12 protein-coding genes are annotated in these 12,989 nt (G+C 71.2%); 3 read left to right on the forward strand and 9 right to left on the reverse strand.

Features of this window, described 5'->3' with window-relative positions:
- Positions 1 to 57: 57 nt before the first annotated feature.
- From OO69_RS00005 to OO69_RS00030, 6 genes are all read right to left on the reverse strand, one after another.
- Positions 58 to 1,071 (reverse strand): hemolysin family protein, encoded by a 1,014-nt coding sequence (locus tag OO69_RS00005; RefSeq protein WP_033278213.1) that lies wholly within the window; start codon positions 1,069 to 1,071, stop codon positions 58 to 60.
- Entirely contained in the window at positions 1,068 to 2,432 is a 1,365-nt protein-coding gene (locus OO69_RS00010; protein WP_033278214.1) for a hemolysin family protein, read from the reverse strand. Before OO69_RS00010 ends, OO69_RS00005 begins: the two co-directional genes overlap by 4 nt.
- Before the next feature lie 156 nt (positions 2,433 to 2,588).
- Complete coding sequence (locus OO69_RS00015; RefSeq protein ID WP_033278215.1) at positions 2,589 to 3,014, reverse strand: GNAT family N-acetyltransferase; 426 nt, start codon at positions 3,012 to 3,014, stop codon at positions 2,589 to 2,591.
- Positions 3,007 to 3,918: an LLM class F420-dependent oxidoreductase gene (locus tag OO69_RS00020; protein WP_033278216.1), complete on the reverse strand. Its 912-nt coding sequence runs from the start codon at positions 3,916 to 3,918 to the stop codon at positions 3,007 to 3,009. The genes OO69_RS00015 and OO69_RS00020 overlap by 8 nt, the downstream gene beginning before the upstream one ends.
- 46 nt (positions 3,919 to 3,964) lie before the next feature.
- Entirely contained in the window at positions 3,965 to 6,535 is a 2,571-nt protein-coding gene (locus OO69_RS00025; RefSeq protein ID WP_033278217.1) for an ABC transporter permease, read from the reverse strand.
- 4 nt (positions 6,536 to 6,539) lie between these two features.
- Positions 6,540 to 7,427, reverse strand: coding sequence for an ABC transporter ATP-binding protein (locus tag OO69_RS00030; protein WP_033278218.1), 888 nt, complete (start codon positions 7,425 to 7,427; stop codon positions 6,540 to 6,542).
- Positions 7,428 to 7,649: 222 nt separating this feature from the next.
- Here OO69_RS00030 and OO69_RS00035 point away from each other — a divergent pair, with 222 nt between their 5' ends.
- Together OO69_RS00035 and OO69_RS00040 are read left to right on the forward strand one after the other, a co-directional pair.
- Positions 7,650 to 7,889, forward strand: a complete 240-nt coding sequence (locus OO69_RS00035) for a hypothetical protein (RefSeq protein WP_033278219.1) — start codon at positions 7,650 to 7,652, stop codon at positions 7,887 to 7,889.
- Positions 7,890 to 7,893: 4 nt separating this feature from the next.
- On the forward strand, positions 7,894 to 8,268 hold the full coding sequence (locus tag OO69_RS00040) for a hypothetical protein (protein WP_033278220.1): 375 nt from the start codon (positions 7,894 to 7,896) through the stop codon (positions 8,266 to 8,268).
- Here the strand turns inward: OO69_RS00040 and OO69_RS00045 are convergent, their stop codons facing one another.
- Both OO69_RS00045 and OO69_RS00050 read right to left on the reverse strand, forming a co-directional pair.
- Positions 8,269 to 8,955: a class I SAM-dependent methyltransferase gene (locus OO69_RS00045; protein WP_033278221.1), complete on the reverse strand. Its 687-nt coding sequence runs from the start codon at positions 8,953 to 8,955 to the stop codon at positions 8,269 to 8,271. It abuts the gene before it with no gap.
- A 95-nt stretch (positions 8,956 to 9,050) separates the two neighbouring features.
- Positions 9,051 to 9,737, reverse strand: coding sequence for an esterase/lipase family protein (locus OO69_RS00050; RefSeq protein WP_033278222.1), 687 nt, complete (start codon positions 9,735 to 9,737; stop codon positions 9,051 to 9,053).
- Between the two features lie 115 nt (positions 9,738 to 9,852).
- Here OO69_RS00050 and OO69_RS00055 point away from each other — a divergent pair, with 115 nt between their 5' ends.
- Complete coding sequence (locus OO69_RS00055) at positions 9,853 to 12,243, forward strand: LuxR C-terminal-related transcriptional regulator (RefSeq protein WP_033278223.1); 2,391 nt, start codon at positions 9,853 to 9,855, stop codon at positions 12,241 to 12,243.
- Here OO69_RS00055 and bioD read toward each other — a convergent pair.
- Positions 12,240 to 12,989, reverse strand: coding sequence for a dethiobiotin synthase (gene bioD, locus OO69_RS00060; RefSeq protein ID WP_033278224.1), 750 nt, complete (start codon positions 12,987 to 12,989; stop codon positions 12,240 to 12,242). The two genes, OO69_RS00055 and bioD, sit on opposite strands and share 4 nt — an antisense overlap.

The raw sequence follows: 12,989 nt of genomic DNA on the forward strand, positions 1-12,989 counted from the left end.
CCCCGGACCAGCCGCACGCCCGACGCCGCACCCCGGCCCGCCCGCCCCCTCACTCCCTCACGCCCGCTGCCCGAACAACTCCCGCAGCACGTCCTCCATCGTCACCAGCCCGGTCAGCCGGCCCTCCTCGTCGAGGACCGCCGCGAGATGTGTCCGACTGCTGCGCATCGCCGTGAGGACGTCGTCCAGGGGGGTGTCCTGCTTCACGTTCGCGATGGAGCGCATGTCCTCCACCTTGAACGGCTCGTTGCGCGGCGAGGCGTCCAGCGCGTCCTTGACGTGCAGGTAGCCGATGATGCGGCGCTCGCCGTCCACCACCGGGAAGCGGGAGAAGCCGGACTCCGCCGACAGCACCTCCAACTCGGCCGGGGTGATGCCCGCGACCACGTAGTCGACGCGTTCGAGGGGGAGTACGACGTCCCGCACGGGACGCCTGCCCAGCTCCAGCGCGTCGTTGAGCCGCTCCAGGGCCCGTTCGTCGATGAGCCCCGCCTCGCCCGAGTCCCGTACGATCCGGGCGAGTTCGGCGTCCGAGAAGGACGCGGTGACCTCGTCCTTGACCTCGACCCGCAGCAGCTTGAGCAGGGTGTTGGCGAACGTGTTGATCGTGAAGATCACCGGGCGAAGCGCCCGGGACAACGTCACCAGCGGGGGTCCCAGGACCAGCGCGCTGCGGACCGGCTCGGCCAGGGCGATGTTCTTCGGCACCATCTCGCCGAGCAGCATGTGCAGATAGGTCGCCGCGGCGAGCGCGATCACGAAGGACACCGCGTGCCCCGCGCCCTCCGGCACGCCGACCGCGTGGAACACCGGTTCCAGCAGATGGGCGATCGCCGGTTCCGCGACGATGCCGAGCACCAGCGTGCACAGCGTGATGCCGAGCTGGGCCGCGGCCATCAGCGCCGACACGTGCTGCAGACCCCACAGCACGCTCTTGGCGCGCCGGTCGCCCTGCTCGGCGTGCGGCTCGATCTGGCTGCGGCGCACCGAGATCAACGCGAACTCGGCGGCCACGAAGAAGGCGTTGACGACCAGCGTCGCCAACCCGATCAGCAGTTGTACGGCGGTCACAGCTCCCCCTTCGCGGAGTCGGAACCAGTGTCGGAATCGGAGCCGGAACCGGTCGTGTCGAGCGGCGCGTGCAGCAGCAGCCGCGCGGCCCGCCGCCCCGACGCGTCCACCACGTCCATCCGCCACCCGGCGACCTCGACGACGTCCCCGACCTCCGGAATCCGCCCCAGCTCATTGGCCACCAGACCGGCCAGCGTCTCGTACGGTCCCTCCGGCGCCCGCAGACCCACGCGCGCGAGCTGGTCCATACGGGCCGCGCCGTCCGCCGAGTACAGCGTGCGGCCGTCGTCGTCCGCCCCGGCCGGGGCCAGGTCGGGCGTCTCGTGCGGGTCGTGCTCGTCCCGCACCTCGCCCACGACCTCCTCGACGATGTCCTCCAGGGTCGCGACCCCCGCCGTACCGCCGTACTCGTCGATGACGACGGCCATCGTGCGCTTGCCCGACAGCCGGTCCAGGAGGCGGTCCACGGTCAGGGACTCCGGGACGAGGAGGGGTTCGCGCATGACCTCGGAGAGGGGGAAACGGGCCCGCCGGTCGGCCGGAACGGCCAGTACGTCCTTGATGTGGACCGTGCCGACGACCTCGTCCAGGTTGCCCCGGAAGACCGGGAACCGGGACAGCCCGGTCGCCCGGGTCGCGTTGGCCACGTCCTCGCAGGTCGCCTGCGCGTCGAGGGCGACGACCTGGACGCGGGGCGTCATCACGTTCTCCGCGGTCAGGTCGGCGAGGTTGAGGGTCCGGACGAACAGCTCGGCCGTGTCCGGCTCCAGCGCGCCCTCCTTCGCGGAGTGCCGGGCCAGCGCGGCCAGCTCCTGCGGTCCGCGCGCGGAGGCCAGCTCCTCGGCCGGTTCCAGGCCGAAGGCCCGCACCACATGGTTGGCCGTGTTGTTCAGATGGCTGATGAACGGGCGGAACGCGGCACTGAACCACCGCTGCGCGTTCCCCACCCGCTTCGCCACGCTGAGCGGCGAGGAGATCGCCCAGTTCTTGGGAACCAGCTCGCCCACGACCATCAGGAACACCGTCGACAGCGCCGTACCCAGCACCAGCGCGACGGACTTCGACGCGGAGTGCGAGATGCCCAGCGATTCCAGCGGGCCCGCGATCAGCGCGGCGATCGACGGCTCGGAGAGCATGCCGACGACCAGGTTGGTGACGGTGATGCCGAGCTGCGCCCCGGAGAGCTGGAACGTCAGATTCCGTACGGCCTTCAGGGCGCCCGCGGCGCCCCGCTCGCCGCGCTCGACCGCGCGCTCCAGCTCGCCGCGCTCGACGGTGGTCAGCGAGAACTCGGCCGCGACGAAGGCACCACAGGCGAGCGACAGCAGGATCGCCACCAGCAGGAGCAGCACTTCGGTCATCGGGTCACCTCCGTCCCATGATCGGACAGGGCAGGGAGGTTCGCGCGATGTCGCGCGCCGGGACTGGGAGGCTCGCCCATGGGCGGACGCTCACACCTTTCGAAGAGATTCAGAGGATCGGAGTGGTCCGCCAATAGTAAAGGATGGGCAAAGCGTTCAGGTGGTGAGGTGCTTCACCCAGCGCCGCCACTGCTCCTCGGGTGCGTACCCCGCCGCGCGCCACGCATGCTGCCCGGTCTCGTTGCGCTCCAGCACCATCGCGTCCCCGCGGCGCCCGCCCAGCGCCACGAACCGCTCCTCGGCCGCGGTGAGGAGGGCCGAGCCGATGCCCTGTCGGCGCTGCTCCGGGTGCACGGCCAGCCGGTACAGGTGGCAGCGCCAGCCGTCGAAACCGGCGATCACGGACCCGACGAGCTCTCCGTCGCGTTCCGCGAGGATCAGCGCGTCCGGGTCCCTGGTGATCAGCCGGGCCACGCCGTCGCGGTCGTCACTGATGCTCGTGCCTTCGGCGGCCTCGCGCCAGAACGCCAGCAAGGCGTCGATGTCGGAGAGGGCCGCGCTGCGGATATGAAGATCACTCATGGGGAGAGCCAAGCAGAGGGTGGGTGTGCGCGGCGACCGGGTTTCGCCGGAGTTCCGCCATGACCGGAGCGAATGCCTCCAGGTGCGGTTCCAGCACGGTGAGATAGGAGAACCCGTGCCGGTCGCGCAGCGCCCGCAGCTTCGCGGTGATCTGTTCCAGGGTGCCGATCAGCATGACGGGGAGATCGACGACCTGGTCCAGGGACAGGTCCGGTCGCCGGTCCAGCAGGGGCTTGAGCGCGCTCGCGGGGTCGTCGGTCACCGCCACCTGCTGGATCAGCAGGTTCAGTTCGGCGGGTTCCGTGCGGTCGGCCGCGAACTCCCGGTAGCGGGCGACCCGTTGGTCGAACCCGGCGGCGTCGATCGGTGCCAGCTTGCCCGTCGTGCTGCCCGGCTCCAGGCTCGCCCCCGTGAACGCCGCGATGTCCGCGTGCGCGGCGGTCAGGCGCAGCATGCGGTCGCCGTTGCCGCCGAGCAGCAGCGGTACCCGACACTCCGCGGCGTCCAGCAGCCGCTCCAACTCCTGGACCGTGTAACGCAGATGGTCCACCCGCTCGCGCGGCGATCCGAAGGGCAGCCCTGCCGTGTCGTGCTCCGCCTGCACATAGCCGGTACCCAGCCCGAGTTCGAGGCGTCCACCCGTCAGATCGTTGGTCGTGGTCACCTCGCGGGCCAGCAAAGTCGGGTTCCAGAAGCCCGCGTTGAGCACGAACGTGCCCACCCGCGGCCGCTCGGTCGCCTCCGCCGCCGCGACCAGCGCCGGGAACGGCGCGACCATGCCCAGATGATCGGGGACCAGGATCACGTCGTAGCCGAGTTCCTCGGCCCGTCTGCACTTGGCGCGCCACTCGTCGGCGGGCGCGGACGTGAGCAGATTGACCCCGAAGCGGAACGGGCGCGGCATGAACTCTCCTCCACGGAAGGCGACTTGAGTGTCCACCGCGATTCCATCACTCGTGTGCGATCGCCGCCAGCACGTTCATGCGCGACGCACGCAGCGCCGGTAGCAACGCCGCCACGATGCCGACCACCGCCGAGCCGATCACCACCGCGACGATCGTGGTCCAGGGAATCGCGAGCGCCTTCATGCCCTGGAGCGCCAGGACCTGCTGTGCGCAGACGCCCCACACCAGGCCGAGCCCGAGCCCGAGCACCGCGCCGAACACGGCGATCACCACCGACTCCAGCCGGATCATCCGCCGCAGTTGGCGTCGGCCGAGGCCGATCGCGCGGAGCAGGCCGATCTCGCGGGTGCGCTCCACGACCGACAGGGCAAGGGTGTTGACCACCCCGAGCACCGCGATGACGATGGCCAGCCCGAGCAGCGCGTACACGAGGTAGAGCAGGACGGCGATCTGGTCGTGGACGAGCTTCTTGTAGTCGGCCTGGTCGCGGACCTGGACCTGCGGATAGGGCTTCAGTGTCGTCTCAAGGGACTTGCGGAGCTGGTCGGCGCCGGTGCCGGACGCGGCGTTCACGTACAGCGAGGAGTCCTGGCCGTTCGGGACGTACTTCTCGACCGTGGCGATCCCGAAGAACAGCCCGCCCTGCGTCCCGAAACCGCCCGAAGAGCCCTGGTCGCTGAGGGCGCCCACCGTCAGCTTCGTCGTACGTCCGCCCGGGAACTCGACGGGGAGCACACTGCCGATCCGTACGCCGTGCTTCTTCGCGAAGTCGGCCTCCATCGCGAGGTGTCCGGCCGCGAGCGCCGAACTCGTGCCGCCCTGCGCGTACTTGATGTGGGCGACGTCGTCGAGCGGGGTGTCGTAACCGGCCGCCGTCGTCTCCACCCGCTTGCCGTCCGGCAGTCGGACCGCGAGGGGCGCGAAGCGGGCCCGTACGACGAGACCGACGCCCTCGGTGGCGCGCACGTGGTCCGTGACCTCCTTGGAGAACGGCAGGAAGTTGCCGTTCTGGATCACGAAGTCGGCGCCCAGGGTCTTGTCGATCTGCTGGTCGAAGGACTTGGACATGGACGCGCTCGCCACCGACATCCCGCCGACCAGCGCGAGCCCCACCATCAGCGCCGCCGCGGTGGCGCCCGTACGGCGCGGATTGCGCAGGGCGTTGCGCTGGCTCATCCGGCCGACCGAGCCGAACAGGGCCGGGAAGGCGCCGCCCAGCACCCGGATCATCGGGCGGACCAGCAGCGGTCCCGCGATCACGGTCGCGATGAGGGTGAGGACGATGCCGAGGCCCAGGAAGGAGGCGGAGGAGGCTGTCTTCGTCGCGGCGGCGCAACCCGCCAGCGCGGCCACGCCGATCACCCCGACGATCGAGCCCACGACCGCACGCACCTTCAACGGCCGCCCCACGCCCGCGACTTCGGCGTCCGCGAGAGCGGCCATCGGAGAGACGGTCGCCGCACGCCTGGCCGGGAGATATGCGGCGACGAAGGTGACGCCGACCCCAACAACGTATGCCGCCACCGGAGTTGGCCAACCGACCACCATCTCCGTGGTCTTGAGGTTCATCCCGAACGCGGTCATCAGCTTGATCAGCCCGGCCGCGAGCCCGATCCCGGCCGCCAGACCCAGAGTTGAGCCCACCAGCCCGAGCAGCAGCGCCTCGGTGAGCACCGACCGCCGCACCTGCTTGCGGTCGGCGCCCAGGGCGCGCAACAGGCCCAGTTCGCGGGTGCGTTGGGCGATCAGCATCGAGAACGTGTTGACGATCAGGAAGACACCGACCAGCACCGCGATCCCCGCGAAGCCGAGCATCACGTACTTGATCACATCGAGGAAACCGCCCAGATCGGCGGCCGCCGACTTCGCCTGTTCGCTCGCGGTCTTGATGTCGTACGCACCGGAGGAGTCGATCGCGGCGGTCACCCGCTGCTTGAGTACGGCGTCGTCGACACCCTTCGCCGCGTCCACCGAGATGCTCGTGGCGCGGTCGGAGGCGCCCAGGAGCTGGGACTTCGCGGTGGCGGGGTCCAGGAAGACCAGGGCGGCGCCGGGGTTGGTGGTGGTGAAGGTGGCGATGCCGACGATCTTGACGTGGAAGGTGCCCGGCTGCGCCTGGACCGCCAGCGTGTCACCGATCTTCACGTGCTTGTTGTCGGCGGTGTCCGCGTCCAGGAGTGCCTCGTCGGCGCCCTGCGGGGCGTGGCCCGAGGTCAGTTTCACCGGGCTGCGGTCGGTGAGGTACCAGTCGGTGGCGATGGTGGGGGCGCCGGTGGTCGGGCCGACGGACTTGTTCCTGCTGTCGACCACCACGATGTTCTCGACGGAGACGTCCGCGTGGGTCGAGGCGACCCCGGCGACCTTCGCGACCTGCCCGGCGAGCGAGGCGGGCACGGTCTCGGTCGCGCCGGTCGGCACCGAGGACTTGAGGTCCTGCTTCGGCTCCACGGTCACGTCGGCGGACGTGGACGCGAAGAGCCGGTCGAAGGTGCGGGTCACCGTGTCCGAGAAGATCAGACTGCCGGCGACGAACGCCACCGACAGCACGACGGCGAGCGCCGAGAGCAGCAGCCGTCCCTTGTGCGCGAGGAAGCTCCGGAGGGTCGCCTTCAGCACGGGTTCAGTCCTTGTCGAGGGTTACGTCGGGTGCGGCTGCTGTGCTCTCAGCGGGACCGGCGCCTGGATCGGGCCCGTCGAACTGGCCCCTCGCGAGGTCGAAGCCGGGGGTCTGGGGGTTTCCCCCAGGAAAGAGGCGCATCCGCTCCAGCACGCCCTCCGCCGTGGGCCGCTCCATCTCGTCCACGATCCGCCCGTCCCCGAGGAAGAGCACCAGGTCGGAGTGGGCGGCGGCGCCCGGGTCGTGGGTGACCATGACGACGGTCTGGCCGAGATCGTCGACGGCGTCGCGCAGGAAGCCGAGGACCTCCAGACCTGCCCGTGAGTCGAGGTTGCCGGTCGGCTCGTCCGCGAAGATCAGCTCGGGGCGGGAGGCGAGCGCCCGCGCGCAGGCCACGCGCTGCTGCTGGCCGCCGGAGAGCTGGGAGGGCCGGTGCTTGAGCCGGTCGCGCAGGCCGAGCGTGTCGATGACCTGATCCAGCCACTTCTGGTCCGGCTTCTGGCCGGCGATGTCCATGGGCAGCGTGATGTTCTCGGCGGCGTTGAGGGTCGGGATGAGGTTGAACGACTGGAACATGAACCCGATCCGGTCCCGGCGCAGCCGCGTCAGCTCGCGGTCCTTCAGCCCCGTGATCTCGGTGTCGCCGAGCCACACCTGTCCCGCCGAGACGGTGTCGAGCCCCGCCAGGCAGTGCATCAGCGTGGACTTCCCGGACCCCGACGGGCCCATGACCGCGGTGAAACGGCCCCGCGCGATGTCCACGTCCACCGAGTCCAGGGCGAGCACGGTCGTCTCGCCCGAGCCGTACGCCTTGGTCAGCCCGCGGGCGCGGGCCGCGATCCCGCCGGCCGATGCCTGGCCTGGAGCGTGCTGCGCAGCAGATGTGGACAAGACGGCCCCCTGGGATTCCTTCGCTCGTCGTCTTCGCTCGCTGTCGTTCCGGCGCCTTCGCCGCGGGCCGAGCCTAGTGTGACGCGCCGCACACCCGATATCCCCCGTGCGACCGAGGCGGTCTCCATCCCAGGTCGGGCCCCCGATACCGGTGTAAGGGGCACTCTCCACCCAGCGGACGAGCCCTTGCCGGTGCTAGCAATTCGGCGCTAGCGTCTAGGTATGGCGAAGACCCAGTTGAACGTACGCGTGGACGAAGGCACCGCCCGCGCGGCCCGTGAACGTGCCCTGGCGCGTGGCATGAGCGTCAACCGCTACATAGAAGAGCTGGTCAGACAGGACACCGGGGAGGTCGGCCACACCTTCGTCGAGGCCGCGGCCGACTTCATGAAGCAGTACGAGTCCGTCTTCGCCGACGAGTTCGGCGCCGACGGGAAGAGCACCCGCGAAGGTCGCCGCTGATCCCTTGAACAACCTCAGGATCGACCTCGCCTGGCTGCTGATGCTCGCCGAACACAACACACCCGGAGACCCCCAGGTCACCGACTGGGGCGCGCTCGTCGCCGCCGTGGCGCGCCACCAGGCCGACATATTCGACGTCCCCGTCTACGACAGCCCGCACGCACGTGCCGCCGCCTTACTCCAACTCCTCATCCACGTCCCCGCGTTGGAGCGCTCCAACGCCCTCTTCGCCTCGGCTGTCGCCTACGCCTACCTCGTCGCCAGCGGCCTGAAGGTCGTCACCTCGCCCGAACAGGTCCGCGATCTGGCCCAGTTGGTCAAGAGCGGCGAGGCGTCGGTCGACGAGATCGCGCACGAACTGCGCCAGTGGAGCCTGTGATCAGTCGGCTGTCTCAGGGCGCCACGCGGTGCCCAGGACGCAGTACGAGGACGGCAGGGTGGGCCCCTTCTCGGGGATCAACACCCGCCGGTACGGGCCGAGTTCGAACCCCGCGTCGCGCAGCGCGGCCACCGGGTCGCGGGCCAGATGGCAGCCGCCGTTCAGCGGAGGCCACAGCGTGCGGTCCAGGGCGCGCTGGGTGAACGCCATCGCGGGTCCGCCGCCCCGGCCGTGCTCGAAGAACCGTACGACTCCACCGGGCCGCAGCACCCGCCGTACCTCCGCGAGCGCCCGCGGTACGTCGCGCACGCTGCACAGCACCAGGGACAGTACGACCGCGTCGAAGGCCTCGCTCTTGACGGGCAGCTTCTCGGCCGCGCCCGGCACCACGTCGACGGGGACGTCGGAGCGGAGCGCGGACTCCACGGCGAGCTGCCGCAGGGTCCGCTCGGGTTCGATCGCGACGACCTCCGAGACGGCGCTCGGATAGTGCGCGAAGTTCAGGCCGTTCCCGGCGCCGATCTCGATCACCCGCCCGGAGAGCCCGGCGAGCAGCCGGTCCCGCATCCCGGCGAGGCCGAACCGCGACTCGGCGCTCACGCTGAAACGGGCGTAGTAACGGGCGAACAGCGGGTGGTGGACGGCGTCCCGCGGCACTGTGCCGGAGCCTGCGGACCGTAGCGGCATGGCGACCTCCCGGGCCGGACCGGGCCGAAACCGGTCCCTACCGGGATTGTCCCCCCTGCCGTCCTTGACCACCCCCGCTGCCGCCCTGGGGTGGGTCAGGAGATGAAGTCGTGCACCTGCTCGTAGACACCGTGGTCGTTGTTCATGTCGGTGTGCGAGATGCACCCGACGTCCACGTTGGTCGCGCCGCTCAGCTCGGCCGAGGTGTCCGGGTCGATCGCCGCGTCGCAGTCCGACCAGTAGGCCGCGTACGACACGCTGCCGGGCGTCTCGTCACCGGAGTTGAGCGCCGTGAGGAACGAACTCCCCGTCTGCATCTCCTTGCAGGACGTGTACAGCCAGCCGCACAGCGAGGCGATCGAGGTGCCGTGGTTCACGCCGGCGACCGACACGAAGTGGTCGACGTACGAGGTCCCGCCCAGGTTCTTGAGGTAGTAGCGGCTGTTGAGCGCACCCATGGAGTGGACCACCAGGTCGACCTTCGAGGCGCCGGTCTTGGAGAGGACGGACTGGATGTAGGTCGACAGCGTCGAAGCGGTCGTGACGTTCGACTTCGTCCAGTCGTAGGAGATCGCGTACAGCTCGGAGGACGAGTAGCCGTCCGCCTCGAAGTCCGCGATCCAGTCGTCCCAGCTGGTGGAGTCGCTGCTCAGTCCGTGGACGAACACGATCGGATCGTGGCTCGCCGCGTGCGCGGGCGTCGAGGCCAGGGAGAGTGACAGAAGGAGCGAGGTGGTCACGGCCGACAGGGCCGCGGCGATGCGACGCTTGTGGCGCTGCATGATGCCTCCTGATACGGGTGGGGTTGTCAGGAGTGTCGGCGCGGGTCTACGCGCGCCGCATCGGCGAAATCGCCGGTCTTTACGGGTGAATTAACTCGCCAGTAACGTCAGTTGTGTGCTGACTCCGGTGAACCCCACTTCCCTAGACCGCACTTCGCCCCCGTCGCGCACCGACACCGGGCGAACCCTCGACCCCGCGCTCCCCGAAGGGGTCCGCATCCGGCTGCTCCGCGCGGTCTACGGCGATCCGCGCGCCGCCGCCGAACTCCTCCCGCGCCTGACCCCGCGCCAGGCCGCCGGCCTCGACCCCCTCCCGACCGAACCGGCGTCCCTGGCACCGGAGTTGCTCACCCGGCACCGCCGGGAGATCCGCGCCCTGCCCGACGACACGCGGCTGCTGTTGCTGCTCGCGGCGGCGGATCAGTACCCGGTCGCCACCCATGCGTTCCTCCGTGCCGTCGCGGCCGGCCGACTCGACACCCGTCCCCTGGAGTCCGCCGAGACGGCCGGGGTCGCGCACCCGACGGCCGGCGGGGTCGTCTTCCGTGACGCGTGGACGAGGATCGCCGCGTACGAGACCGGGTCGGCGGCGGACCGGCGGGACGTACACCGGTTGTTGGCAAGGGTGTTGCGTGCGGAGGGGGAGACACCGCGGCGTTCCTGGCACCGGGGCGCGGGCGCGCTCGGCCCCAGCGTGCGGCTCAGCGCGGAACTCCGCACCGCCGCGCAACAGGCACGCGACGCTGGCGAACACCCCCTGGCCTGCGCCCTCGTGGAACGCGCCGCCGCGCTCTCCAGCGACCCGCGCGAACAGTCCCGCCTCCTCAACCGGGCCGCCGGTGACGCCTGGCAGTCCGGGGAAGGGGACCGGGCGCGAAGACTCGCGGCCGCGACGGACAGCGACGCGTTGAACGGGGTGTTCGCGTTGCGGGCGGGCAACGCGGCCGAGGCGTTCGACGCGCTGCTGATCGCGGTGGCGCGATGGGAGGCGGGGGAGTCCGCGGCCTCCTTGAGCGAGACACCCCGGTCTGCCGAGGCGAACCGGGTGACCGAGGCACCCCGGTCGACCGACGAGACAAACCGGTCGCCCGCAGCCCCGCGAACGGCCACGCCCCCGTCGACCGCGGCACCCCGAACGACCGGGACACCCCGCATCGCCATCACCGCCGTACCCCGAACTCCCGCCCCCCACCACGCCGTTCACCTCCTCGCCCGAGCCACCGAGGCCGCTGTCTACACCGGGGACCTGAGACGGTGCCGGGAGGCGGCTGCGGTTGCCTCCCGGGTGGGGATCGTGCCGCACGGGACGCTGGGGGGACTGGCCGCCGCGTTCGAGGGGCGGTACGAGGACGCGCGGGATCTGCTCAAGGCCGCCGCCGGGAGGTGTGGGCCCGGGGGTGACCCCACCCTCCTCATCCACGCCGGGATCGCCGCGTTGATGCTCGGTGACCACACCCGTGCCACCACCGCCACCGTGCGGGCGGCGGCCTCGGCGCGGGCGCGGGGGGCGACCGTGGTCGTGGCGCAGGCGATGGAGTTCCGGGCGTACGCCGAGTTCTGGACCGGGCATCCGCGGGCCGCCGAGACGGCCGTGGCGGACGCCCTGTGGCAGGCCCACGCCACCGGGCAGGACAACGGCGCCTGTCATCTGCAGGCCGCGCTCGCCATGTTCGCGGCGCTCACCGGGGACGGCGACGTCTGCCGGGAACGTGCCGCCGCCGCCCGCTCGTACGCCCTCGGCCGGGGCCTGGGGCTGCCCGCCGCCCTCGCTCAATGGGCGCTCGCCTACCTGGACTTGAGCAGCGGCCGTTTCGCCGCCGCCGCGGCCCGGCTGCGTGCGCTCGCCGGGTTCGGGCCGGGGCACGGGCACCGGGCGATACGGCACTTGGCCACCCCGCACTATGTCGAGGCCGCCGTCCGCAGCGGCGACACCCGGATCGCCCGAGCCGCACACGCCGACTACGACCGCTGGGCACGTGCCGTGCGCAGCCCCGACGACCTTGCCCTGAGCGCCCGTTGCAGGGCCCTGCTCGCGCCCGGTGACGAAGCCGTGGACCACTACCGCGTCGCCCTCGACCTCCACGCGCACGGCACCCGAGACTTCGAACGGGCCCGCACCGAGCTGCTGTTCGGCGGCGCCCTGCGCCGACTGCGCCGCCGCACCGAGGCCCGCGACCGCCTGCACACCTCGCTGGAGGCATTCGAGTCCTTCGGCGCCCCGCACTGCGCCGCCCAGGCCCGCGCCGAACTCCGCGCCCTCGGCACCCCGGTGACCGCGACGGTCCTCCCCACACCGGGTGCCCTCGACCCGACCACCCGCCTGACCGCCCAGCAACTCATGGTCGCCCGCATGGCGGCCGACGGTGCCACCAACCGCGAGATCGCCGTCCGCCTCGCCCTCAGCCCCCGCACGATCGACCACCATCTACGGGGTGTCTTCAGCCGGTTGGGCATCCGATCGCGCATCGAACTGGTACGGCTGTTGGCGGAGGGGGAGGCCTCTTAGACTGCGCCGGTCGAGCGGGAGTCCCAGGTCGCCGGAGCCTCCCGCTCCCCGAACCCCTCGGCGTCCCACGTCCCGTCGAGCCGCGGCGCCAGCCAACTCGCCGCCGCGGCACGGAAGTCGGCGGGTGGCAGAGCGCCCGCCCCCTCCGGCAACGCCCCGAGCAATGGCGCCCCCGCCACCTCCGGCAGGTCCGCCACATTGCAACGCGACGCAAGGTCGGGGGAGTCGGGCCAGCTGCCGATCACCACACCCAGCAACTCAAGCCCCTGGGAACGGAGTTCACGAGCCGTCAGTTCCGTCGTGTTCAGGGTGCCCAGACCCGCCGGCGCCACCACCAGGACCGGAGCGGCAAGCAACTTCGCCGCGTCCGCCAGCGTGCCGCCCTCCTCGTCGAACCGTACGAGCAGCCCGCCCGCACCCTCGACCAGCACCAGGTCGTGCTCGGTCGCCAACTTCTGGGCGGCTTCGGCGATTTCGTGCGGGTGTACCGGCGCCAGACCGGCCCGGCGGGCGGCCGTGCCAGGTGCCAACGGCTCGGGATACCGGGCGAGTTCGGTCGCCGTCACCGCACCCGCGAGCCTCGCCACCTCGTCGGCGTCCCCGCGCTCGTCCGGCCGTAGACCCGTCTGCGCGGCCTTCAGGACGGCCACCGTGCGGCCGGCTGCCACCGCCGCTGCGGCTACCGCGGCCGTGGTGATCGTCTTGCCGACCTCCGTGCCCGTGCCCGTGATCACCAGTACCGGCAT

The sequence above is a fragment of the Streptomyces sp. NRRL F-525 genome, from assembly GCF_000716605.1.
Classification (GTDB): domain Bacteria; phylum Actinomycetota; class Actinomycetes; order Streptomycetales; family Streptomycetaceae; genus Streptomyces.

Bases quoted from the DNA above. Each gene is read 5' to 3' on its own strand.
- OO69_RS00015 (WP_033278215.1), bottom strand. From the start codon at position 3,014: ATGAGTGATCTTCATATCCGCAGCGCGGCCCTCTCCGACATCGACGCC.
- OO69_RS00010 (WP_033278214.1), bottom strand. From the start codon at position 2,432: ATGACCGAAGTGCTGCTCCTGCTGGTGGCGATCCTGCTGTCGCTCGCC.
- OO69_RS00045 (WP_033278221.1), bottom strand. From the start codon at position 8,955: ATGCCGCTACGGTCCGCAGGCTCCGGCACAGTGCCGCGGGACGCCGTC.
- OO69_RS00020 (WP_033278216.1), bottom strand. From the start codon at position 3,918: ATGCCGCGCCCGTTCCGCTTCGGGGTCAATCTGCTCACGTCCGCGCCC.
- OO69_RS00035 (WP_033278219.1), top strand. From the start codon at position 7,650: ATGGCGAAGACCCAGTTGAACGTACGCGTGGACGAAGGCACCGCCCGC.
- OO69_RS00050 (WP_033278222.1), bottom strand. From the start codon at position 9,737: ATGCAGCGCCACAAGCGTCGCATCGCCGCGGCCCTGTCGGCCGTGACC.
- bioD (WP_033278224.1), bottom strand. From the start codon at position 12,989: ATGCCGGTACTGGTGATCACGGGCACGGGCACGGAGGTCGGCAAGACG.